This is a genomic window from Arthrobacter sp. JSM 101049 (genome assembly GCF_041679245.1).
GTDB lineage: Bacteria > Actinomycetota > Actinomycetes > Actinomycetales > Micrococcaceae > Arthrobacter_H.
The window spans coordinates 542,418-563,658 of the sequence record NZ_JBGFFC010000002.1 but is presented as its reverse complement, the minus strand read 5'-3'; the positions used below and the strand labels follow the sequence as shown (position 1 = coordinate 563,658).

Annotated in this window: 28 protein-coding genes; 19 read left to right on the top strand and 9 right to left on the bottom strand. The window is 69.3% G+C overall.

What is annotated here, in order from left to right:
- The first annotated feature begins 45 nt into the window (after positions 1–45).
- The 3 genes from AB8M85_RS07810 (at position 46) to AB8M85_RS07800 (ending at position 2,743) form a co-directional block, all read left to right on the top strand.
- Complete coding sequence (locus AB8M85_RS07810; RefSeq protein ID WP_372698208.1) at positions 46–1,761, top strand: ABC transporter family substrate-binding protein; 1,716 nt, start codon at positions 46–48, stop codon at positions 1,759–1,761.
- 132 nt (positions 1,762–1,893) lie between these two features.
- Positions 1,894–2,235, top strand: coding sequence for an ArsR/SmtB family transcription factor (locus AB8M85_RS07805; RefSeq protein ID WP_372698207.1), 342 nt, complete (start codon positions 1,894–1,896; stop codon positions 2,233–2,235).
- A gap of 4 nt (positions 2,236–2,239) precedes the next feature.
- Entirely contained in the window at positions 2,240–2,743 is a 504-nt protein-coding gene (locus AB8M85_RS07800) for an SRPBCC domain-containing protein (RefSeq protein ID WP_372698206.1), read from the top strand.
- 96 nt (positions 2,744–2,839) lie between these two features.
- Here AB8M85_RS07800 and AB8M85_RS07795 read toward each other — a convergent pair whose 3' ends face one another.
- Positions 2,840–3,496, bottom strand: coding sequence for a cation transporter (locus AB8M85_RS07795; protein WP_372698205.1), 657 nt, complete (start codon positions 3,494–3,496; stop codon positions 2,840–2,842).
- Between AB8M85_RS07795 and AB8M85_RS07790 the strand changes: the two genes are divergently transcribed.
- The 3 genes from AB8M85_RS07790 to AB8M85_RS07780 all read left to right on the top strand — a co-directional run bounded on the left by AB8M85_RS07790 (position 3,496) and on the right by AB8M85_RS07780 (position 5,195).
- Complete coding sequence (locus AB8M85_RS07790) at positions 3,496–3,672, top strand: hypothetical protein (protein ID WP_372698204.1); 177 nt, start codon at positions 3,496–3,498, stop codon at positions 3,670–3,672. The two genes, AB8M85_RS07795 and AB8M85_RS07790, sit on opposite strands and share 1 nt — an antisense overlap.
- Before the next feature lie 136 nt (positions 3,673–3,808).
- A complete protein-coding gene (locus AB8M85_RS07785) occupies positions 3,809–4,900 on the top strand; it encodes an iron-containing redox enzyme family protein (protein WP_372698203.1) in 1,092 nt (363 codons plus the stop codon).
- 46 nt (positions 4,901–4,946) lie between these two features.
- Complete coding sequence (locus tag AB8M85_RS07780; protein WP_372698202.1) at positions 4,947–5,195, top strand: CDGSH iron-sulfur domain-containing protein; 249 nt, start codon at positions 4,947–4,949, stop codon at positions 5,193–5,195.
- Between the two features lie 125 nt (positions 5,196–5,320).
- On the opposite strand, the gene AB8M85_RS07775 is transcribed toward AB8M85_RS07780, so the two are convergent.
- A complete protein-coding gene (locus AB8M85_RS07775) occupies positions 5,321–5,542 on the bottom strand; it encodes a hypothetical protein (protein ID WP_372698201.1) in 222 nt (73 codons plus the stop codon).
- Positions 5,543–5,738: 196 nt separating this feature from the next.
- On the opposite strand from AB8M85_RS07775, the gene AB8M85_RS07770 reads away from it, so the two are divergent.
- From AB8M85_RS07770 to AB8M85_RS07735, 8 genes are all read left to right on the top strand, one after another.
- On the top strand, positions 5,739–6,347 hold the full coding sequence (locus AB8M85_RS07770; RefSeq protein WP_372698200.1) for a GAF domain-containing protein: 609 nt from the start codon (positions 5,739–5,741) through the stop codon (positions 6,345–6,347).
- A gap of 234 nt (positions 6,348–6,581) precedes the next feature.
- Positions 6,582–8,066 carry an amidase gene (locus AB8M85_RS07765; protein ID WP_372698199.1) on the top strand — a complete coding sequence of 495 codons (1,485 nt, stop codon included), beginning with the start codon at positions 6,582–6,584 and terminating at the stop codon, positions 8,064–8,066.
- A gap of 66 nt (positions 8,067–8,132) precedes the next feature.
- On the top strand, positions 8,133–8,678 hold the full coding sequence (locus AB8M85_RS07760) for an RNA polymerase sigma factor (protein WP_372698198.1): 546 nt from the start codon (positions 8,133–8,135) through the stop codon (positions 8,676–8,678).
- Positions 8,675–9,301, top strand: a complete 627-nt coding sequence (locus AB8M85_RS07755; RefSeq protein WP_372698197.1) for a methylated-DNA--[protein]-cysteine S-methyltransferase — start codon at positions 8,675–8,677, stop codon at positions 9,299–9,301. The genes AB8M85_RS07760 and AB8M85_RS07755 overlap by 4 nt, the downstream gene beginning before the upstream one ends.
- A complete protein-coding gene (locus AB8M85_RS07750) occupies positions 9,298–9,972 on the top strand; it encodes an alpha-ketoglutarate-dependent dioxygenase AlkB (RefSeq protein ID WP_372698196.1) in 675 nt (224 codons plus the stop codon). Before AB8M85_RS07755 ends, AB8M85_RS07750 begins: the two co-directional genes overlap by 4 nt.
- Positions 9,973–10,028: 56 nt before the next feature.
- Complete coding sequence (locus AB8M85_RS07745) at positions 10,029–10,268, top strand: AbrB/MazE/SpoVT family DNA-binding domain-containing protein (RefSeq protein ID WP_372698195.1); 240 nt, start codon at positions 10,029–10,031, stop codon at positions 10,266–10,268.
- Positions 10,265–10,705: a type II toxin-antitoxin system VapC family toxin gene (locus tag AB8M85_RS07740; protein WP_372698194.1), complete on the top strand. Its 441-nt coding sequence runs from the start codon at positions 10,265–10,267 to the stop codon at positions 10,703–10,705. Before AB8M85_RS07745 ends, AB8M85_RS07740 begins: the two co-directional genes overlap by 4 nt.
- A 74-nt stretch (positions 10,706–10,779) precedes the next feature.
- Positions 10,780–12,228 (top strand): plasmid pRiA4b ORF-3 family protein, encoded by a 1,449-nt coding sequence (locus AB8M85_RS07735; protein ID WP_372698193.1) that lies wholly within the window; start codon positions 10,780–10,782, stop codon positions 12,226–12,228.
- An 18-nt stretch (positions 12,229–12,246) separates the two neighbouring features.
- Here the strand turns inward: AB8M85_RS07735 and AB8M85_RS07730 are convergent, their stop codons facing one another.
- Both AB8M85_RS07730 and AB8M85_RS07725 read right to left on the bottom strand, forming a co-directional pair.
- Complete coding sequence (locus AB8M85_RS07730; protein WP_372698192.1) at positions 12,247–13,644, bottom strand: NAD(P)/FAD-dependent oxidoreductase; 1,398 nt, start codon at positions 13,642–13,644, stop codon at positions 12,247–12,249.
- A gap of 84 nt (positions 13,645–13,728) precedes the next feature.
- On the bottom strand, positions 13,729–13,983 hold the full coding sequence (locus AB8M85_RS07725; RefSeq protein ID WP_372698191.1) for a hypothetical protein: 255 nt from the start codon (positions 13,981–13,983) through the stop codon (positions 13,729–13,731).
- A gap of 76 nt (positions 13,984–14,059) precedes the next feature.
- Here AB8M85_RS07725 and AB8M85_RS07720 point away from each other — a divergent pair, with 76 nt between their 5' ends.
- Together AB8M85_RS07720 and AB8M85_RS07715 are read left to right on the top strand one after the other, a co-directional pair.
- Positions 14,060–14,296 (top strand): DUF3072 domain-containing protein, encoded by a 237-nt coding sequence (locus tag AB8M85_RS07720; protein ID WP_372698190.1) that lies wholly within the window; start codon positions 14,060–14,062, stop codon positions 14,294–14,296.
- 5 nt (positions 14,297–14,301) lie between these two features.
- Positions 14,302–15,063, top strand: coding sequence for a YggS family pyridoxal phosphate-dependent enzyme (locus AB8M85_RS07715; protein ID WP_372698189.1), 762 nt, complete (start codon positions 14,302–14,304; stop codon positions 15,061–15,063).
- Between the two features lie 34 nt (positions 15,064–15,097).
- Here AB8M85_RS07715 and AB8M85_RS07710 read toward each other — a convergent pair whose 3' ends face one another.
- The gene (locus AB8M85_RS07710; RefSeq protein ID WP_372698188.1) at positions 15,098–15,715 is read right to left on the bottom strand and encodes a helix-turn-helix domain-containing protein; all 618 of its coding nucleotides are present in this window, start codon (positions 15,713–15,715) and stop codon (positions 15,098–15,100) included.
- 110 nt (positions 15,716–15,825) lie between these two features.
- Here AB8M85_RS07710 and AB8M85_RS07705 point away from each other — a divergent pair, with 110 nt between their 5' ends.
- The 3 genes from AB8M85_RS07705 (at position 15,826) to AB8M85_RS07695 (ending at position 18,350) form a co-directional block, all read left to right on the top strand.
- Positions 15,826–17,025 carry an MFS transporter gene (locus AB8M85_RS07705; RefSeq protein ID WP_372698187.1) on the top strand — a complete coding sequence of 400 codons (1,200 nt, stop codon included), beginning with the start codon at positions 15,826–15,828 and terminating at the stop codon, positions 17,023–17,025.
- Positions 17,026–17,103: 78 nt separating this feature from the next.
- Entirely contained in the window at positions 17,104–17,931 is an 828-nt protein-coding gene (locus AB8M85_RS07700; RefSeq protein ID WP_372698186.1) for a hypothetical protein, read from the top strand.
- 56 nt (positions 17,932–17,987) lie between these two features.
- Positions 17,988–18,350, top strand: coding sequence for a VOC family protein (locus AB8M85_RS07695; protein ID WP_372698185.1), 363 nt, complete (start codon positions 17,988–17,990; stop codon positions 18,348–18,350).
- Between the two features lie 70 nt (positions 18,351–18,420).
- Here the strand turns inward: AB8M85_RS07695 and AB8M85_RS07690 are convergent, their stop codons facing one another.
- From AB8M85_RS07690 to AB8M85_RS07675, 4 genes are all read right to left on the bottom strand, one after another.
- On the bottom strand, positions 18,421–18,669 hold the full coding sequence (locus AB8M85_RS07690) for a hypothetical protein (protein WP_372698184.1): 249 nt from the start codon (positions 18,667–18,669) through the stop codon (positions 18,421–18,423).
- Positions 18,666–18,971 (bottom strand): hypothetical protein, encoded by a 306-nt coding sequence (locus AB8M85_RS07685; protein ID WP_372698183.1) that lies wholly within the window; start codon positions 18,969–18,971, stop codon positions 18,666–18,668. Before AB8M85_RS07685 ends, AB8M85_RS07690 begins: the two co-directional genes overlap by 4 nt.
- An 88-nt stretch (positions 18,972–19,059) precedes the next feature.
- A complete protein-coding gene (locus AB8M85_RS07680) occupies positions 19,060–20,385 on the bottom strand; it encodes a cytochrome P450 (RefSeq protein WP_372698182.1) in 1,326 nt (441 codons plus the stop codon).
- A gap of 81 nt (positions 20,386–20,466) precedes the next feature.
- Positions 20,467–21,207, bottom strand: a complete 741-nt coding sequence (locus AB8M85_RS07675; protein WP_372698181.1) for a GAF and ANTAR domain-containing protein — start codon at positions 21,205–21,207, stop codon at positions 20,467–20,469.
- Between the last annotated feature and the right edge of the window lie 34 nt (positions 21,208–21,241).

Below are 21,241 nucleotides of genomic sequence, written 5' to 3'. Positions count from 1 at the left end.
CATCCCGGTCCCGTATGGACCAAGAGACTCCTGGAGTTCACTCGAATGAAAATCAACAAGTACTTGGCCGTCGCCGTCACGGCCTCTGCCCTGGCCCTTACCGGCTGCGGCGGACCCAGCGGCGGCGGAACCGAAGGCGGGGAGAGCTCGACCGCCACCCAGCCGCCCCAGGGCGTTGCCCCCGACACCTCGCCAATGCCCATGCCGGAGGTCGGCCAGCTCTACAACAATCCGCAGAAACGTGAAAACGTCAAGGACGGCGGGACGCTGACCTTGCCCATCGGTGAGATCCCGCCAAACTTCAACGGGTTCAACATCGACGGAAATTCGGTGTATACGCGCTACATCGACGAGTGGAGCTCGCCCAACCTGTGGAACTTCACCGAAGGCGGAGAGGCCTCGCCCGACAAGGACTACCTGCTCTCGGCCGAACTGGTCAGCGAAGACCCCGAGACCATCAAATACGTGCTGAACCCGGATGCGAAGTGGAACAACGGGGACCCGATCACCTGGAAGTCCTTCGAGACAACGTGGAAGACCCAGAGCGGTGCATCGGACAAGTACAACCCGTCATCCACCGATGGCTACGAGAACATCGAATCCGTGAAGATGGGTGAGAACGAGAAGGAAGCCATCGTGACCTTCAAGACCCTGTTCTATCCGTACCAGACTCTCTTCTCGAACCTCGAGCACCCCAAGAACCTCGATCCGGAATTCTACAAGACCGGTTGGGTGAACGACCCGCACAATGAGCTGCGGGCCGGACCCTACAAGATCAGCGGGCACTCCAAGACGCAGCTGACCCTGGTGCCGAATCCGGATTGGTGGGGCGAGAAGCCCAAGCTGGACAAGATCGTCTACAAGCAGATGGAGTCCACCGCTTCGATCAACGCCTTCCAAAACGGCGAGATTGACGCGACGGCAGTCGGCACCGCGGATCGCCTGGCGCAGATCAAGGACATGGAAGATGTCCAGGTCCGCCGAGGCTTCGACAACAGCGTCGGCGTCTACACCTTCGGCCAGGACAGCGACTTGTTCAAGAACGACTATGCCCGCAAGGCCTTCGCCCTGTCGACGGACCGCGAGCAGCTGCAGAAGATCGAGTTCGAAGGAATGGACTGGAAGGAGCCGCTGCCCGGATCCGAGGTGCTCTACCCGTGGATGCCGACCTACAAGGACAACTTGGAGGGTTTCTCCTACGATGTCGAAGCAGCCAAGAAGCTCATGGAGGACAACGGCTGGACCATGGGGGAGGACGGCTACTACACCAAGGACGGAAAGGTCGCCGAATTCAACTACGTGAACTTCGGGGACAACCCCATCTCGGCAGCCCGTGCCCGCGCCCAGCAGGCAATGTCCAAGGAGGCCGGCCTGAAGCTGAACATCGAAAACAAGAAGAGCGCCGACTTCTCCAAGACGATCACCAGCGGGGCCTTTGACGTCGTCATCATGGCCTGGTCCCAGAGCGATCCCTACGGTTATGCCTGGGCCTGCCAGCTCTACTGCTCCGATTCGGAAAGCAATTTCTCGGGCGTGGGCAGCGAGGAGGTCGACAAGATGATGAAGAAGGTCACCACTGTCGCGGATCCGAAGGAGGCCATCAAGCTCGCCAACGAGGCCGAGGCCAAAGCGCTCGGCTTGTTCGGAACGTTGCCGCTGAGCAACGGTCCCGAGATGACGGCGGTCAAGGCCGGCCTGGCCAACTATGGCCCCTCCGGCTGGCTGGTTGAGGAACCGGAGAACATCGGCTGGGTGAAGTAGCTCTTCCAGGCCACCAGGGGCAGCCGATCCGCTCGCGGATCGGCTGCCCGTTCTTTTGTCCGGCGGCATGACCCTCAGAAAACTACCGCGGGCTCTTGTGCACCGTCGTCGTTCCGGATAATTTACAACCAAATGGTTGTACATGAAGCGAGCGACGTCGAGATCGACCGCATCTTCCAGGCCCTGGCGGATGCGACCCGACGCGACATCATCCGGCGCGTGATGCGGACCGAACAGTCCGTCTCCACGCTGGCCGGGAACTACCAGATGAGCTTCGCGGCCGTGCAGAAGCACATCGCGGTGCTAGAGAGGGCATCGCTGGTCGTCAAGCAGCGACGCGGGAGGGAGCAGATCGTGCAGGGCAACCCCGAGGCCCTGCACCGGGTGGCCAGCCTGCTCGAGGCCTACGGGGACATCTGGCGCCAACGCGCCGAACGGATCGAGGACATCCTCTCCGAATCACCGAAGGAGTAGCACCATGACCGTCATCAACCACCAGCAGGACGTCCAGAACCTCACGTTGACCTTCGTCGTCCAATTCGACGCCGACATCGAGCGGGTCTGGCAGATCTGGGAAGACCCGCGCCAGCTCGAACGCTGGTGGGGACCGCCCACCTGGCCGGCCACGTTCGTGCGGCACGAGATGGTCCCCGGCGGTGAATCCCGTTACTACATGACTGGACCGGGCGGCGAGAAGTCAGCCGGCTGGTGGAAGACCACCGCCGTCAGCGCCCCGACCCGCTTCGCCTTCGAGGACGGCTTCGCCGGGGAGGACGGCGAACCCAGTGGCTTCCTGGGCAGCACTTCGTGCACGGTCACCCTCGAGGACCTGGGCGGGCGGACGCGCATGACGACCGTCACGCACTTCGAGAACGTCGAACAGCTCCAGGAAATGGTCAAGATGGGGATGGAGGAGGGCATGGCCCAGGCGATGGGCCAGATCGACGGCATCCTCGCCGAACCGGCACCGCAGGCTGGCTGAATCCTGTCCCTCCACTCCGGTGGCGCGGAGGCTCCGAGCTCCACGCCGCCGGAGTCCTGCCGGGGCGGTGCCGGGCAGGACGCCGGGACAGGAAACCTAGGCGCGCTTGTCGCGTGAGCTCGTCTGGTCCAGGTCGGAAGACACCTCGTCGACCGGGACGATTACGATGTCCTGGATCTTCCAGTCGATCTGGGCGCAGGCATCGTGGGCCTCCCGGAGCTGGTGGATGTCAACACCGCCGGTGGCCGGGACCAAGAACGATTCGACGTGGAAGACATGACCCATGTCCCGGACACGTGAGTGGGCTTCGGCCACCCAGTCGAGGCCCTTGAGCACGTCGTCGATGTCGCGGATGAGAGGATGGGGGCTTTTCAAATCGAAGGTCGTGGCACTGTGGTCCATCAGGTCCAGTACCGCGGCGCTGGTGTTCTTGATGCCGTCCGGGAGGATGCCCGCGGCGATGACCAGCGCGGCGACCGCGTCCATCCACCACCACGCGATGCCGACTCCGGCCACGCCGACAATGGAGGCGACGTTGGTCTGCCAGTCCGCCTTGCTCATGTCCGCGTCCGCGAAGAGCAGCTTGTTGTGCAGCGGCTCGGCGCATTTCATCTTCAACCTGCCGAAGACGACCGGAGGCACGGCGATGATCGCCATGACCGCCATCATCAGCCAGCCGAGCCAGATGGTGGTGCCGAACAACTCGACGGTGCCGATGGTCGGATGCTCGGCTTTCAGCAAGAAGGAAACCATTGACGGACCACGAGATGGCTGGATTGCGGCGTCGGCAAACCGAACTCGTCCAGGCGCTGGCGGTGGAATCGTCCAGCGCGGAATTGGCGCGGCTGCGTAGCGAACTCGAAGAGGTCTCGCGCCGCCTCGAGAACGCGCCGGGCCAGGGACCGGGCGAGGAGCCGGGCACGGAATAGCCCCGGGACGCTCTGCGGCCAGCCGCCCCCACCCGGCAGCGGGCAGCCGCCGGCCCGACGACGCAAACACGTGCTCTCCGTGCCGCGGTATGCCTATGCTGGCGGCAATCCAGCCCCCTGCCGGAAGGTCGTCATTGTGAAACCGCCTGCTGCGCGTGGCCCGGCCAGTGCCACGCTGTTACAACTCCTGCCGACCGCGCCTGCAGAGGCCCGTCCCGGCTTGGTGCAGTTCGAGCATGCCGTGCGTTCGGCACTCGGGGGCGCCGATTCCGTGGTGGCCGACGAGGACCTGCAATTGGCGTTGTTCTGCCTTTACGAACTCCATTACGGGGGCATCGACGAAGCCGACCCGGAGTGGGAATGGGAACCAGGCCTGCTGGCGATACGGGCGATGATCGAGCGGCCGTTCGAGGCCGAGTTGCGCCGTATGGCCGATGGGGTGGACATCGACTCCGAACTGGCCGGGCAACCCGGAGGCGGCTCGGCCCCGGATGCCGAGGCCGTGGCGCAGACGCTCTTCGCCCTGGTGGCAGCAGACGAGGCGCCGAGCGTCTCGCGCTACATCGGGGGCAAGGCCTCCGGATGGCAACTCCAGGAGTTCCTGGTCCACAAGTCGGTGTACCAGCTCAAGGAGGCCGACCCGCACACCTGGGCGATCCCACGGCTGCACGGCCGAGCCAAGGCGGCCATGGTCGAGATCCAGGCCGACGAATATGGCGGGGGCCGGGCGAGCCGGATGCACAGCGCGCTCTTTGCCCGCACGATGCGGGCCGCAGGCTTGGACGACACCTTCGGCGCCTACCTGGACTACGTTCCCTCCCACACCCTGGCCGGCGTCAACATGATGTCGCTCTTCGGGCTGCACCGTCGGCTCCGCGGGGCCATCTGCGGGCATTTGGCCGTCTACGAGATGAGCTCCTCGATCCCGAACAAGCACTACGCCCGCGGCTTCCGCAAGCACGGTTACGACGACGCCGCCGTCGACTACTTCGACGAACACGTCGAAGCCGACGCGGTGCACGAGCAGATCGCCGGACGCGATTTGGCCGGTGGCCTCGTGGAATCAGAACCGGCACTGTTCGACGACGTCCTCTTCGGGGCCCGGGCAGCACTGGCCGTCGACGGGCGCCAGGGACGAATGCTCCTGGAGGCCTGGCAGGACGGGCGGTCATCGCTGTTGGCTCAGCTGTCCAACGGGGAGGCCGCAGTCGTGGCGGCCGCCGGATGACCCCCGGCGTGGGCGATGCGGTGGAGCAACTGGAGGGAGGAACCCGATGAACACGGATGACGAGACGGGCCAGTCGGCCGAGCGCCGGAGCGGGCAGGATGATGTGGACCAGCAGATCGTGCTGTGCCCCGACGGGCCCCTGCTGGTCCGCGGCGACTTCGAGATCCGCGACGCCCGCGGGCAGACCGTCGCACCGCATCGGCAGACCGTCGCGCTGTGCCGCTGCGGTGGCTCGGGAATCAAGCCGTTCTGCGACGGCACGCACAAGGTCAACGGCTTCCGCACCGAGCCGTAGCCCTTGGAGGCCTTGGAGGTGGCTTCCAAAGAGGCGTTCGTGCTCCGCGGCCGGCTACCTGAGGCGTGTGCGGCGACGCCCACCGCCGGGCCTGACAGGAACCGGGCACACTGATGGACCGCAGACTAGACGTCCAGCGCGTCCCGACAGGCACACTCGAGAACCAGATGGTCGAGCGGGGACAGGGTTCCCACGCCGTGGAGATAGGCATCGAGGGTGAAGGCATCGGCTTCCCCGCCGAGGCCGACGCAGGCAATCCAGACGTCCTGGAGACTCACCTCGCCGGACCGCAGGGCGGACCGCAAACGGGGAAGCGGATCATTGCGGGAGAAGTGGTGGGATGGCATGGGGCGGCGCCTCAGGCGTTGTCGAACCTGTCGATCGAGGTGGGTACGTCGGCGGAAGCCGACGCGGATCGTCATTCCATTACCCCCGGTGCCGCCCCCAGCAGTCAAGGCAATGGGTCGAAGCGGCGGCACGGATGCCGAGGTGGCGGCCAAGCCGGGGAAGAAGAGGCTTGGGGGAAATTGCAAGAAACATGGCATGGACCCAGCCTGGAACGACCAGACACTTGCCGCCGACCATTCCGTCGACGGCCCCGCGGTGGACGGACTCGCCTGGAGGATGGGCGAATTCGCCCAGCAGCTCCACCAGGAACGCACCGAAGCCGACGTCCTCGCGCGCCTGGCCCAAACCGCCGTCGACATGATCCCCGGAGCCCAGGAAGCGTCGATCAGCAGCATGGTCCGGCAGGCGATGGAACCGCAGTGCGCTTCGGGTCCGCTGGCACGCCGGGCAGATGAGCTGCAGGTCCGACTTGGACAGGGCCCGTGCTTCTACGTCGTCGCCGACGACCCGGTCGTCCATGTCCCCGATGTCGCCACCGAAGCACGCTGGCCGGAATTCATCGCCAGAGCCCGCGACGTGGGGGTGGGCAGCATGCTGTCGATCCGGCTGTTCGTCGCGTCCGACGTCCTCGGGACGCTGAACCTCTACAGCACCGACACCGATGCCTTCGACGAGGACGCGGTGGACGTCGGCGTGCTGGTCGCCGCGCACGCTGCCGTCGTCCTGGTGGAGACGCGGGAGAGCGACCAACTCCGGGATGCCGCCTCATCGCGGATGTCATCGGGCAGGCCAAGGGGATCCTGATGGAACGCTTCAAGATCACCGCCGCCCCGCCTTCGTCCTGTTGGCGCATGTCAGTTCCGAAACCAACACCAAGCTCGTCCGCGTCGCCGCCCAGCTGGCCCGCACCGGGGAACTGCCCCGCAAGCGGTGACGCGGAAGCGTCACACTGCTGCGCTGCGCCGACCGGTCGGGGCATACTCGGTGCTGTCGACGGATGGCCGCGCATGACGAACTCGAGGAATGGGGAATGAACCGGTGACGGACGAGATCCAGCAGATGGCGGCCACCGAGATCGTGGCGGCGATCCGCCGTCGTGCAGTGTCTGCACGCGAGGTGGTCCAGTCCCACCTCGACCGGATCGCCGCAGTCAACCCGGCCATCAACGCCGTCGTCACGCTCGATGCGGAGGCCGCCCTCGCCGGCGCCGAGGCGGCCGACCGGTTGACCGCCTCCGGGGCCGAGCTGCCCCTGCTGCACGGGCTGCCGATGACCCACAAGGACACGCACGACGTCGCCGGCATGCGCAGCACCCAGGGCTCGCCGATCTTCGCCGACCACGTCCCGGACGCGGACTCGCCGATCGTGGCCCGGCTGAAGGCCGCCGGGGTGGTGAGCACCGGGAAGACGAACGTCCCCGAATTCGCCGCCGGATCGCACACCTTCAACCCCGTCTTCGGCACCACCACCAACCCGTACGACCCCACCCGTAGCGCCGGCGGCTCCTCCGGAGGCGTGGCCGCGGCCATCGCGGCGGGCATCCAGTCCCTGGGCGACGGCTCCGACATGGGCGGATCGCTGCGCATCCCGGCCTCCTTCTGCAATGTGGTGGGCTTCCGGCCCTCCTACGGCGTGATCCCCCTGCCGGCGGCCGCCAACGACTGGGCGTGGCTGGGCCGGACCGGCCCGATGGCCCGCGAGGTCGCCGACATCGCCCTGTTCATGCAGGCGGTGGCCGGGCCGTCGGAGCGCGTGTTGCCCCCGGCGCCGGTGGCCGGCACGGACTTCGCCGGCCTCTTCGCCGGCCGCGAGGGCCGCGACCCCGGGGACCTGCGCGGGGTGCGGATCGGCTGGAGCCCGGACTTCGGGCTCGGCGTGCCGGTCCAGGCCGAGGTGCTGGAGGTCCTGCGCGCCCAACTGCACCACTTCGAGGACGCCGGAGCCATCGTGGAGGAAGCCACGATCGACTTCTGCGGCGCCGACCTGGTCTTCGAGCGGACCCGGGCCACGGACTTCGCGGCCAACCTCGGTCCGCTGGTGGACGCACACCGCTCGCTCATCAAACCCGAGGTCATCTGGAACGTCGAACTGGGGCTGGGGCTGAGCGCGGCCGAGCTGATCGAGGCGACGGCCGCCCGCACCCGGCTGGCCGCCGCCGTGCGTGGCTTCTTCTCCCGGCACGACCTCTTCCTGGCCCCGGGCGCCCAGGTGCTGCCCTTCGACGCCACGCAGCGGTACCCGGGCGCGATCAACGGGGTCGAATCGACGTCGTACCTGGACTGGATGCGCTCGGCCTGCCTGCTCTCGGCGACCGGCCTGCCCGTGGTGGCGATGCCCGCCGGGTTCACCGCCGCGGGCCTGCCTGTCGGCTTCCAGCTCGCGGCCAACCACTACCGCGACGCGGGCCTGCTGCGCCATGCCCGCGCGTTCGAGGACCGCACGCGCTGCGTGGACCGGCGCCCCGACCTCGCTGCAGGTTCCGGGCAGGCAACCCGTCCCGTCGTCACCGTGGCCGCCGGCTGACGTAGCTGCTGCAGCGCAGCCCGGAAGCGACCTCACACTTTCCGCCCGCCACGCGTCTACAGGTTGATGAAGAACACCCCAGCATTCGAAACGGTCGTGGAACGCCACGGCACCACGGTGCTGCGCGTCTGCCGCGCGGTGCTCGGCGCCGGGGCCGATGCGGACGACGCCTGGTCCGAGACGTTCCTCGCCGCGCTGAAGGCCTGGCCCGGGATCGACCCGGACACCAACCTCCAGGCCTGGCTGGTCACCGTCGCCCACCGCAAGGCCCTCGACATCACCCGCGCCCGCGCCCGCCACCCCGTCCCCGCAGGACAGGCCGGTGATCCCGGATGGCCCCCGGGAACGACGGCGGAACGCGGCACCGCGGGCACCTCACCCCGGGGAATCCCGGGGGAGGGCGAGCCCGACCTCTGGGCCGCCGTCGCGCTCCTGCCCGAGCGCCAACGCCTCGCCATTGCCTACCACTACCTGGGCGGACTGCCACACGCCCGGACGGCCGAGCTGATCGGCGGGACACCCGAGGCCGTCCGCCGCGCCGCCGCCGACGGGCTGAAGACCCTCCGCCGGACCTACGGGCCCGACGCCCCCTGGGAAGGACCCACGCCATGAGTACCGAGAACCCCCGGGCCGCTGCGGCATCCGCCGCGGCCCCCCAGGCCACCGCCGCCGAAGCCACGCACCTGGACGCACTGCGCTCCGCGCTGGCCGAACGCGCCGAAACAGCCGGCCTGCTCGAGGTGGCCTACCGCACCGTGGACTCCCCGGTGGGTCCGCTCCTCGTGGCGGCCACCGAGCGCGGCCTGGTCCGCGTCGCCTACGAGCGCGAGGACTTCGACGCGGTGTTGGCCAGCCTCGCCGAGCGTATCGGCCCCCGCATCCTGCGCGGGAACTCCAGGCTCGATGCCGCAGCCCGACAGCTCGACGAATACTTCACCCACCGCCGCACTGCCTTCGATCTGGAGCTGGACCACCGGCTGTCCTCCGGTTTCCGGCAGGCCGTCCAGGCCTACCTGCCGCAGATCGGCTACGGGCACACCGCCACCTACCAGCAGGTCGCCGGCTCCGTGGGCAACCCGAACGCCGTGCGCGCGGTCGGCACCGCCTGCGCCACCAATCCGCTTCCCGTCGTCGTGCCCTGCCACCGGGTGGTGCGCTCCGACGGAGGCCTGGGCGGCTACGTCGGCGGACTCCAGGCCAAAACGACCCTGCTGCATCTCGAGGCGGCTGCATGAACGGCGAGCCCCTGTTCGGCGACGACCTGCTCGTCCGCCCCCGCCGGGAACTGGCGTCCGGGGCCACGTGGGTGCCGGGCTGGCTGGACCTGGCCCGGCAGCGGTGGCTGGTCGACCGGTTCCACGAGTGGGCGCACGGGCCCGTCCCGCTGCGCTCCGCGAAGATCGGCGGACACGAGATGAGCGTGAAGACCGTCTGCCTGGGCTGGCACTGGAGGCCCTACGAATACACCCGCGAGGCCGTCGACGTGAACGGCAACCGCGTGCTCGAGGTCCCCGACTGGATGGTCCGGCTCGGCCGCACGGCCGTCACCGAAGCCACCGGCGACTCGGCCGCGGGGGCGGCCTACACCCCGGACACCGCGCTGGTGAACTACTACGACGACGCCGCCCACATGGGCATGCACCAGGACCGGGACGAACGCTCCCGGGCTCCGGTCGTCTCCCTGTCGATCGGGGACACCTGCCGGTTCCGATTCGGCAACACGGAGCACCGGAACAAGCCGTACGAGGACATCGAGCTGGCCTCGGGCGACCTGTTCGTCTTTGGGGGAGCGTCGCGGCTGGCCTACCACGGGGTCACCAAGGTCTATCCGGGAACGGCACCGGCCGGCTGCGGGCTGGCCACGGGGCGGATCAACATCACGCTGCGGGAGACTGGGCTGGGCTAGCCCGGGGCCCAGTGGCTTCCCAGCTGGGCATGGGATTCCGGTGGTAACATGTTCCCATGGAAGCAACCATTGATTCGGGGGGGCGGCTACTCCTGCCGAAGGTGCTTCGTGACGCATTGGGCCTGGCACCCGGTTCGACAGTGGATATATCGCCCTATGGCAGCGGTGTACAAATTACCCCCGGCGGACGCACCGCCCGTTTGGAGCGGGACGCCGATGGCCGCCTGGTCTCCCGCGCAGAGACCGTCATCACCGATGGCGTCATGTTCGCGCTGATCGATGCGGGCCGGCGTTGACGGTTGAACCTCCGTGTGCCGTCGATACGAGTGTCGCCATCGCGCTACTGGTCGCATCGCATGAAGCGCACGACGTCGTCAGGTCCTGGGCCACGGGGCGCTCGCTGGTATTGAGCGGGCATGCCCTCGCGGAAACGTATTCCGTGCTGACCCGACTGCCGGGGAATGCACGGGTGAGCCCCGCCGATGCAGTACTGCTGATCGACGACAACTTTGCCGATCCCCTGCTGCTCTCGCCCGAGGCGGCGGCCGGCGTTCACCGCGAGTTCGCGCGCTGCGGTGTCTCTGGCGGGGCGACCTACGACGCATTGGTCGCCCTGGCTGCCCGGGAGCACGGGGTCGTGCTGGCCACGAGGGATGCACGGGCGCGGCCCACCTATGAGGCTGTCGGGGCCCGAGTCGACGTCGTGGCCGGTCCATCAAGCGGGGGCGACTGACGTCTCCGGGCTCCTCGCACGCACGGGAGAGCCGTGGTGCGCGCGGGAAGCGGCGGGCGGTGCAGAATGGGGTTGTGACTTCCGATGCACCCCTGCTGACCCTGTCCGTTTCCCTCATCGGCACCGAACCGGAAATCTGGCGCAGACTCGAAGTCGATGGCTCGATGCCGCTGCCCCGATTCCACGAGGTGCTGCAGTCCGCGATGGGCTGGACCAATTCCCACCTCCATTCCTTTGCCGACCGCAATCCGTTCGAGGCCCGTCGCGGGACCTTGGCCATCGTTGCCCGGAATTGGTTCGACGCCGACAGCCTCGACGAAGGGCTCGAGGGCTTCGACGAGGCCGAGGAGACGGTGGCAGGGGCGCTGGGGTACGGCGACGGGAAGCTCTGGTACGAGTACGACTTCGGTGACAGGTGGATGCACGTCATCACCGAGCTGTCTCGCCGACCGCGTAGCGCGGGAGACCCCGAGGCCCGCGTCCTGGGTGGTCTACGTCGCGCGCCGCTGGAGGACTGCGGTGGCATCGGCGGTTGGGCAGAGGTGTTGCGCGTCTGGGCGGACCGGCACGACATCCGAACCAGGGCCGCCCTTGACGGTAAGGATGAGGATGTCGACGGCCCCGCTTTCCGCCTGGCCTGGATCGAGGGGATGACCGCCTTCGGCGAGGACTTCGACCCGGAAGACTTCGACGTCGATACCGCGAACGTCGACCTGCGCTTGTGGCATCCGGGCACACCGGGCGCCGTGGTAGCAACTCACCGGGCCGGGCGGTGGATCGCGGACCTGGACGACTGGGGCCGTCACGACTTCGGCCGGGCCCTGCACCGGGCCGGCATCGATCCCTTCGGCCAACGCCTCCCGGCCGGTCTTCCCACTGCCGGCGCCGGCGTCGTGGCCCCCTACCAATGGCTCATCCGCACCTGCCAGGAGCAGGAAGGCCTATCGCTGACACCCAACGGCAACCTGACCGAGGCCGGCGTCGCCCGCGTTCTGGATGAACTCGGCTGGCGGGACCACGACACGGTGTGGCGCGGTGGTAAGCGGGAGAACACCGCCCGCATCGTGGCCATGCTGCGTGAATCGGCCCTGGGTGCCGGCTTGGTCCGCAAGGCCGGGCGCATCCTCGTGGCGACCGCCGCCGGCCGCAAGGAGGCCGACCGGCCCGGGGCGCTTTGGCAGCGCCTGGCCGACCGGGTCCTGCCCGGACGCCTGGCACAGGACCGGGTGGATGTGGGCATGCTGGACCTGCTCGTGACCGTTGTGGATCCGGAGGCGCCGCAGGATGACCTGCTGAAGGCCATCGCCCGCGGCATGGACATGCTCGGCTACGCCGGTCCCGGGGGCGGGCCGTTGGAGCATTTCCGCTTCATCCGCTATGTCGAACAGCTCTACGCCACCCGGACGGTCCTCGAGACCACCGTGACCGAGGGCGGCGCCGGCCACGCGCTCCATCGTGGCTGGGGAAGCCCGGAACGTCGTGCCCTTCGGTTGGACTTCGCCCGGGCGGCACTGCAAGCCTGACCTGCCGTAGGGCGGCGGCTACGCCTCGAACAGGTCCAGTGCCGCCAGGTAGGCCTCGTGGAAGGTCGGGAACTGGGCGACCTGGTCACGCAGTGTCTCCAGCGGGATGCCGGCGCGGATGGCCAGCGCCGCATGGTGGATCCATTCGCCGGCCTCGTCGCCCACGGCCCAGGCGCCGACGAGCACGCCGCGATCCGTATCGGCCAGCAGGCCCAGCTGCCCCTCCGGATCCCGCTCCTGGGTCCACGGCCTGGCGAGCGCCTGGGCCAGGTCCAGCTCGACCGACTGCGTCGACAGACCCCGGACATCGGCCTGGGCCCGGGTCAGGCCGACGCAGGCGATGTCCGGGATGCCGAAGACCACCCGGGGAACGCCGTCGTAGTGGGCGGTACGCGGCGTGCCGAGGATCGCGTCGGCGACGATCCGGCCCTGGTACTTGGCCACGTGGGTGAAGGGCATGACCGCGTTGACATCGCCGATCGCCCACACGCCCTCGCCCGCGCGGCAGGAGTCGTCGACGCCGATGGCGCCGTGGTCGTCCGGCTCGATGCCGATCGAGTCCAGTCCCAGGTCCGCTGTGCGAGGCGTCCTGCCGGTGGCGAAGACGACGACGTCGGCGCGCACCTCGAACACGGCGGCCGGATCGGTCGAGTCGGTGTCCCGGTCCGCGGTTTCGAGCACCAGCACGCTTGAGTCCCCGTCGCGCCGGGCCCGGGTGGGGGAGGCGCCGAGGACGACGTGGACGCCAGCCTCCTCGAGGTGTTGCCGGGCCAGTTCGCCGACGCGTGGCTCCTCGCGCGAGAGCAGCGACGCCCCGCGCTGGACCAGGGTCACCTCGACCCCGAACCCGGCCAGGAACGTCGCCGTTTCCACGCCCACGGCGCTGCCGCCGACCACCACCGCCCGGGCCGGCAGCTCGCGGGCCGTATAGGTCTCGCGGTTGGTCCAGACGGTGATGTCCTCGAGCCCGGGCAGCTGGGGGAGCATCGGCGTCGTGCCCGTGGCAATGACCAGGTGTTCGGCGCGCAGCTCGTCGTCGCCGACCTGCACCCGCAGCAGCCCCGCCTCGCGCCCGAGGATCCGGCCGGCGCCCTGGAGCACGGTCGCCCCGCGCTTGCGGTACCCCTCGACCTGGGCGGAGTCGTCCAGATGGCGGATCATCGTGTCCCGGTAGTCGCTGGCGTCGGCCCAGTCCAGCGTGGTGCCGGTGATGCCGGCCGCCCCGTTGGCCGCGGCGAGCAGGCGTGGCGGGTGCAGCAGCGTCTTGGAGGGGATGCACGCCCAGTAGGCGCATTCCCCGCCGATCAGTTCCCGTTCGATGACGGCGACGCGGCGGCCGGCGTCCAACAGCTTCCCGGCGGCGACCTCGCCGCCGGGGCCCATGCCCAGGATGATCACGTCAACGGTGGAGTCCATGTCCCCACGGTCCCACAGTGCACGACGGCGGAACAGGGCTGGTGCGCGGTGCCTCGACGATCGCCGAGCCGTCCACGCCGATCATCAGCCCCTCCGCTGGTCCAGGTTCTCGTCGCGTTCGCGTCGGGCTTCCCCGAGCACCTCGAGGGTCGGGCCCGGGCCCCGTTCCAAGCGTCGGGCCGCGCGCTCGAGGACCTGCGCCGCCGTGGGACGCGCGACCTCACGGGCAATGAGCTTCAACAGGTAGGTGTTCAGGGATTCCCCTTGTTCGGCCGCGCGTGCCTTCAGGACCCGGAGTTCGTCGTCCGGCACATTCCTGATCTGCAACAAGGAACCCATGGATCAAGGCTACCCGGCCGGGAGTCGCCCGACGGGAACGCTTCGCTGCCGCAGGCGCCCGTTCTACGCTGTGCTTATGAGTGATGATGCCGCAACGCTGGGAAGCCCGACCCCCGAATCGAACGACGACGTGAACCGGGACCCCGAGGAGTGGGTCACCGGGGACGAACCCATGACCGCCGCACAGCGCAGCTACCTGGACACGTTGGCCCGTGAGGCGGGCGAGGAGATCCCCGCCGACCTGACCAAGGCCCAAGCCTCGGAGCACATCGACCGGCTGCAGGAACGCAGCAAGCGGCTGGGCGAAGACTGACGACGATGGACTACCGTACGGCCGATGACGTGGCCGGCTTCCAGCGGAACCTCGCCGCGGTGCAAGAGCGGATCGCTGCGGCCGCGGCTCGAAGTCCGTACGGGCAACAGGTGCGGTTGCTGCCGGTGAGCAAGACGGTCCCCGAGGAGCGGATTCGGCAGGCCATTGCCGCCGGCTGCACCGAACTGGGGGAGAACAAGGTCCAGGAAGCCCACCGCAAGTGGCAGGCCCTGGGTGACGAGGACGTGTCCTGGTCGGTCATCGGGCACCTGCAACGCAACAAGGCCAAACTGGTGGCCGAATTCGCTGCGGAATTCCAGGCCCTGGACAGCCTGCGCCTGGCCGAGGCGCTGGATCGGCGCCTGCAGGCAGCGGGCCGCTCCCTGGACGTGTTCGTCCAGGTCAATACCTCCGCCGAGGAGAGCAAGTATGGCCTGGCCCCCGAGGAGGTCGCCGGGTTCCTGCAGGCGGTGCCGGACTACACGTCGTTGCGGGTGCGCGGGCTGATGACGCTGGCGGTCTTCAGCGAGGACACCGCACGCGTGCGGGGCTGCTTCGGCCGGCTGCGGACCCTGCGCGACCGGCTGCGCCAGGACGTCCCGGACGGCGTGGGGCTCGACGAGCTGTCGATGGGCATGTCCGGGGATTTCGAGACGGCCATCGAGGAAGGTGCGACCACCGTGCGCGTGGGCCAGGCCATCTTCGGTCCCCGTGGGCTGCCCGACAGCCACTACTGGCCCGGGGCGGGAACCGGGGCCGGCGGGTAGGCGAACGGGCGCGGGTCCCGCCGTCCCCGCCACCTCATCGTGTCGAGTGGCCCGGCTGGTCGGTGCCCGCATGGTCGAGGGCCGCGGCCGCTGGATAGTGCACGACGACGGAGAACACCGCCGCCGATCGTCCCTCGTTGGCGTAGCTGTGCTCGACGTCCCCGGCGTGCGAGGCCGAATCGCCGGCGGCCAGCACCTCGCTGGATTCGCTGACGCCCAGGGTCACCTTCCCCGAGTGGACCGAGAGCAGTTCTCGGGTTCCCGGCGGATGCGGGGCACTGTGGTGGACCTCGCCGGGGAGCATGCGCCACTCCCAGAGTTCGGAGACATTGGACCCGCCCAGGCTTCCGGCGAGGTGGGCAGTGCCGCCGTCGTCCCCCTCCCAGAGCAGCGGTCCCTCGCCGGAGCGGCGGACCTGGAGCGCCTCGGTCTCGCCCGAGCCGACCAGTGCGGCGAACGCGATGCCCAGCGCGTCGGAGATGCCCGAGAGCACGGCGATCGAGGGGTTGGCCTGGCCCTGTTCGATGGCCACCAGGGTGCGCCGGCTGACGCCCGAGCGGGTGGCAACCTCGTCGAGGGACCACTGGCGGGAGGTGCGGCGGGCGCGGATGCGCTGGCCGATCAGCGCGGCGATGTCCTGGTGTCCGGTCACGAGGTCTTCCTTCCGTGGGTCGAAGACCATCCTACGGCAGCCGGGCCCCGTCGCCGTATAGTGATGCACTACATAGTGCAGTATCGTGCACTATTGGTTACGATGGATGCATGACTTCCTACCGTGATCTTTTCCGTGCCCCCGGCGTGTTCCGCGTCGTGGTCTCGCAACTGGTCGCGCGCTTCCCCGCGGGGATGCTGTCGCTGGCCGCGTTGATCCACGTCGAGCGCGTCCACGACTCCTACACAGCCGCCGGCCTGGTGCTCGCCGCGTTGGCGATCGGCCAGGCCATCGCCGGGCCCCTGAGCAGCCGAATCTTCGGCCGCTTCGGAATGCACCGCGTCCTGCTGGCCACGATCGTGCTCTCCGGCTTCGCGATCCTGGCCCTGGCGCTGCCCGGGCTCTCCGTGGCCGCCTATGCAGCCATCGCGCTGGTCTGCGGGCTGAGCACCCCGCCGGTGCAGCAGGCCGCCCGGTCGATCTACCCGTCGCTGGTGGCCCCCGGCGCCCGTGGGGCGCTGTTCTCCTTCGATGCCTCCCTGCAGGAGGTCATCTGGATCCTCGGGCCGGTGCTTACCACCTTCGTTTCGCTGTCGATCAACTCCTCGCTGGGCATCATCATGGCGGCGGCGTTCCTCATCGGCGGCGGCATCTGGTTCATCACCACCGAACAGATCTCCCGGGCCGTGGCGGTCCCGCCGACCGGACGCCTGGGCTCCGTGCTGCGCTCGCCGGCCCTGCGCCTGGCCGCGGTCATCGGCTTCCTGATCTGCGCGTGCATCGCCATGGTCGAGGCCTCGATCGTGGCGACCTTCGGCCACGGCGGCGCCACGTCGGGAATCATCCTGGGCGTCTTCTGCGTTGGTTCGCTGGCCGCCGGGCTCTACCTGGGGCGCAAGCGCATCACCCGCTGGAGCACCGCCCGCCGCATGGCCGTGGTCTGCCTCGGCCTGGCCCTGGCGACCCTGGGCACCGGCTTCTGGTGGCTCACCGTGACGGTGTTCCTGGCCGGCCTCGGGGTCGCCCCCGTGATCGCCGCACTGACGCAGATGACCTCCTCCGGCGTCCCCGCAGCCGACGTGGCCGAGGCCTTTGGGTGGACGACGACGGCGCAGCTGATCGGCGTCGCCCTGGGTTCGGCCGTTGCCGGGGCCCTCATCGACGGCCTGGGCACCCAGGCCACGCTGGCCGGTGCCACGGCGGTCGCGGTGGTGACGTGCGTGGTGGCCCTGGTGGTCCGGCGCGGCCAGCCCGGGGCGCCGACCACCGTCGATGAACTCCTGGAAGCCGGCTACACCCGCGCGGCCTGAACCCGCCGTGCCGCGCCGCCGGCCAGGAGGGGACTTCTCCCCATCGCGCTTCGGCCATCGGGTGGGCAAAATAGGACCATGGACCTCGACAGCGACAGCAGAGCCAAGGACCTCCTGGGAAGCTGGGAGCGGCCATCGCGCCACTTCATCATCGGGCAGTCCTGCTGCGCAGCCGTGGTGGTCGCCGTCCTCGTGGGGATCTGGGCGGCCACGGTCGATCCCGCAGCGGACATCCGCGCCGAGTGGCTCGCCGCCTGCTGCATCCTGGCGGCCGCCTGGGGACTGCTGCAGACGCTGTTCTGGCTGTATTTCGGGCGCGGCGTGCCGTGGCGGCGCCGCTGGGGACTCGGCGGCCTCTACCTGCGGGCGTGGCCGTGGATGGCCCTCAGCTCCGCGGCGACCGTCCTGGCCGGCAACGTGCTCGCTGCCCTGCTGATCCTGCCCACTGGCTATTACAGCGACGATCTCGAGGGCGGCCGGTGGCTGTACGCCATTGTCGCGTCGCTGCTATCGATGGGCGCGGGGCTGGCCGGGTGCCTCGTGGTGGCCGTGGCCATCCTGCCGCTGACCTGGTTCCTGTCGGTCCTTTTCCCGGCGCGGTCCCCGCCGCCGGATGCCCCGTATGCCAACGACCTCGAGATGATGTGGCCGGGGGAGCGGCTGGCCGGGGCCGTGTCGCTGCTGGCCGTCGCCGCGGCCCTGGTGGCAGCGGTGTTTGCCGCACTGGCGGGCCACGACGGGATGCCGCTGTGGTGCGTGGCCACGTGGGTGGTTTCGGGTGTGGTGTTGATCGGCTGCGTGGTGGCCAACAACCGGACCGTCACCCGGCGCAAGGCCTCGGGGGAGAGGACGCCCTTCGACGACGGCCTGCCCGCCCCGGGCTGGGTGTTTTGGCTGAACCGGTGACCGTTCCACGGCCCCGAGCCCTTTTCCGGCCGCCGCGCCCGGTGTAGCGTGCGGGCATGGCCATCGCACGCTACCCCAGCTTCGTCATCGACTGCCCCGACCCGGCAGCGCTCGCAACGTTCTACGCCGGGCTGCTCGGCTGGAGGGTCAACGAGGATGAGGACGACTGGTTCGACATCCGTCCCGACGACGGGTCGAACTGCATCTCCTTCCAGCGGGTCGCCGACTACCGCGCACCCGAATGGCCCGGCCAGACGGTCCCCCAGCAGATCCACCCCGACCTGATGGTCCAGGACCTCGACGCGGGTGAACGCGAGGTCCTGCGCCTGGGCGGCACCCTGGCCACCGAACAGCCCGGAACGACGTTCCGGGTCTTCCTGGACCCTGCCGGCCACCCCTTCTGCCTCTGCGTGTCCTGACAGCCGGTCCGCCCGCCGGTTCTGGAGGCGACCACGGCGACCCCTGCGAGACCGGGCGCCCGGGGACTACTCAGCTCCCGTCGTCGTGCCCTGTTCCGGGGGCGGGATGCTGTCCCGCGTCGTCACGGCCATCGGAGATAGTGCCGTCCGGATCGTCGACCGGGCGGCCATCGCGTTCGCCTTCCAGATGCCGCTGGAGCTTCGCCTCAGCATCCTGGCGCCGGCGCATCATGTTCCGGAATTCGTCGCTGTCCTGGTCCACTTCGGCGGAGTGGCGGGATTCCGCGCGCTGAAGCGGCGTCCGGCGCCTGTCGCTCACGGGAAATCCAGGGGCCGTTGCAGGCGCGCGGCCTCCTCGCGGCGGGGATCGGTTTCCGGCTCGGGTGGAACGACGATCGGGTCGATGGCCGGTTCCGGCCAGGGTTCGGCCGGCGGCTCCGGGGAGGTCGGCGGATCGGTGGTCGGCACGGTGCTCGGGCTGGGCTGGGGCTCCGTGGGCGGGGAGGTTGGCGGCTGGGTGGGATCAGGGGGCAGATCCGGACGCGGCTCGCCCGGGGGCTCGGTCCCCGGCTCACCCGGAATCGAGGCCGTGGGTCCGGATAGCGGTTCGTCGGTGCTCATGGTCATCCTCCACAACAACTCGGGACGGCGGCGCGGAAGGTCCGGCCCGGCGTCCTGCCTGCAGTCAACCGCGCCGTCCCCGTAGAGGTCAATGCTTCGGGTGGGGGCCGGCCGGCCGGGACGGACGTGCACCGGGGATGAAATCCGGGCCGACCCGGTGTCCCTCCAGCGAGGTGGAGGAGGGCCCCGGGCCGGGGGAGGGGAACCGGGCAACGACCCGGCTGGCCGGCAAGGCCGGCATCCGGCGCATGTTGACGCTGAGGTCCTGCGCCGGCAGGTGGACGTTGGCCCGGGACAGCAGGACGATGGAGCGTTCGAGCAGCGCCAGGGTCAGGTCCTCGCCGGGACACCGATGGCTGGTGTGGACATCGCCGCCGCCTTGTGGGACGAGGTGGTTCGCGACTCCGTTCTGGCCAGGGAAGCGCCGGGGATCGAAGTGCCGCGGTGCCGGCCACAAGCGCGGATCCATATCGGTGCCGTACAAATCGGCGACCGTCCGCGTTCCCGCAGGCACCGTCGTCCCGTCCCACGTGAACTCGCGGTCCGCCACTCCGGCGATGGCCGGGAAGAACGGGGTGGTCCGGCGGATCTCCTGGGCGAAATGGTGCACCGCGGTATCGTCGCCGGCGCGGAACCGCTCCTGCCATGCCGGATCCCGGTCGAGCTCCACGGCGGCAAAGTCGATGAACCGGGCGACGGCCACGATCGGGCGCAGCAGGTTCAGCACCTCGACGGCGGCAGTCGCCTCGTCCAGCAACTGGCCTGATTCGTCGCGGTGGTGGGCGATCGCGCCTACGGGGGTTCCGTCGTCTTGCCCGTTGCGGAGGTCCCGCACCACGCGTCGGGACCAGCGTTCCGTGCCCGCCCTGCGGATCCGGGCGAGCCAGTTCGCCGGTCCGACCGACCCGGCCTGCTCGATCATGGCACCCAGGTCGCGGGCCCGTCGTTCCGCGTCGGGGTGGGTGGGGAGCCCGGCCCATTCCTGGGCTGCGAGGCCGAGCAGGACGACCAGCTCGTCATGCAGGCGGATGCCGTCCGACTGCTTCCAGCGGGCCAGGGCCGCGGCGAAGTACCGCTCGAAAACATCGGCCAGCCGCTCGGCCTGATCGGCAGATCCCAGGCGGACGAGCAGGTCCTTGCGGTGCCGGTGCGCTTGACCTTCGAGCCGCTGGACGCTGCCGCGGTCCTGCAACAACGCGACGGCCGAGGCGGGGAGGCCGCCGGCCCGCGGGAAGGCGCCGGGGGCATACAGCAGTTCGACCCCCAGAGGCCCGCGCAGGAAGAGCGTTCTGCGGCCGAGCAGCCGACCGTAAAACGCATCTGTCCCGAGCCGGTCGCACCGGGCACCGATGAAGGAATACCCCTCACGCAGGAAGGCGAAGGACTGGTCGGGGGATCGGAGGGTGGGGATCACGGTGTTCCTTTCCTCGGGGAACCTGCGCGATGTTCCGGACACTCCTGCCCGGGACCACGGCCAGGGCGCGCGGGCGCTGGGTCAGCTGTCGAAGTGGGTCACCACGTCTTCAGCGGCGATGGAACCGACCACTTTCGCTGCCACGTCGCGGAGCTTGAGGTTCCGGGTGCTCGAAGCACGTTGGAGGATTGCGAAGGCCTGATTCTGGCTGCAGCGGTTCTGCGCCATGACGACGCCGACGGCGACATCGATGACCGTGCGCGAGGCCATGGCCGCCTTGAGGTCCTCCAGCGTGTCCATCTGCTGCGCAATCCGCACCGCCAAACGGATGCTGTCGGCGGCCTGTGCCGCATAGGCCAGGGCCTGGGCCCTGGTCGAGTCGTCGAAGGAGTGGACCGCCTCGGCATAGAAGTTCAGGGCGCCCAGGGCTTCGCCGGCCAAATCCATCGGGACCGCCATGATGGAACGGATCCCCGCGTCCTGGATCTCCTGGAGGTATTCCGGCCACCGGGTCTCGACTGCCAGATCCGGGGCGTGGAATTCCACGCCGTCGCGCGCTGCACTGAGGCAGGGCCCCTCGTCGTACTTGTACTGCACCTCGTCCATGCGCTGCGCCTCGGGACTGCTGCTGGCTGCCGTCGCGGCACGGCGTTCGCGCAGCAGGGTGACGCCGCAGTGGATGAGTGCGCCGTTGCGGGAGAGCGCTCCCGAGGCGTGGACGGCCAACCGGCCCAGGAAATCCAGGGTCTGTTCGCTGTCGAGGATGAACTTCTGCAGGTGCCCGGCCACCGTCTCGGTGTCGAGGTGCTGGTTCTCCGTCACGGTTCCTCCCGATCGGCTTGGATCGTTGCCTTCA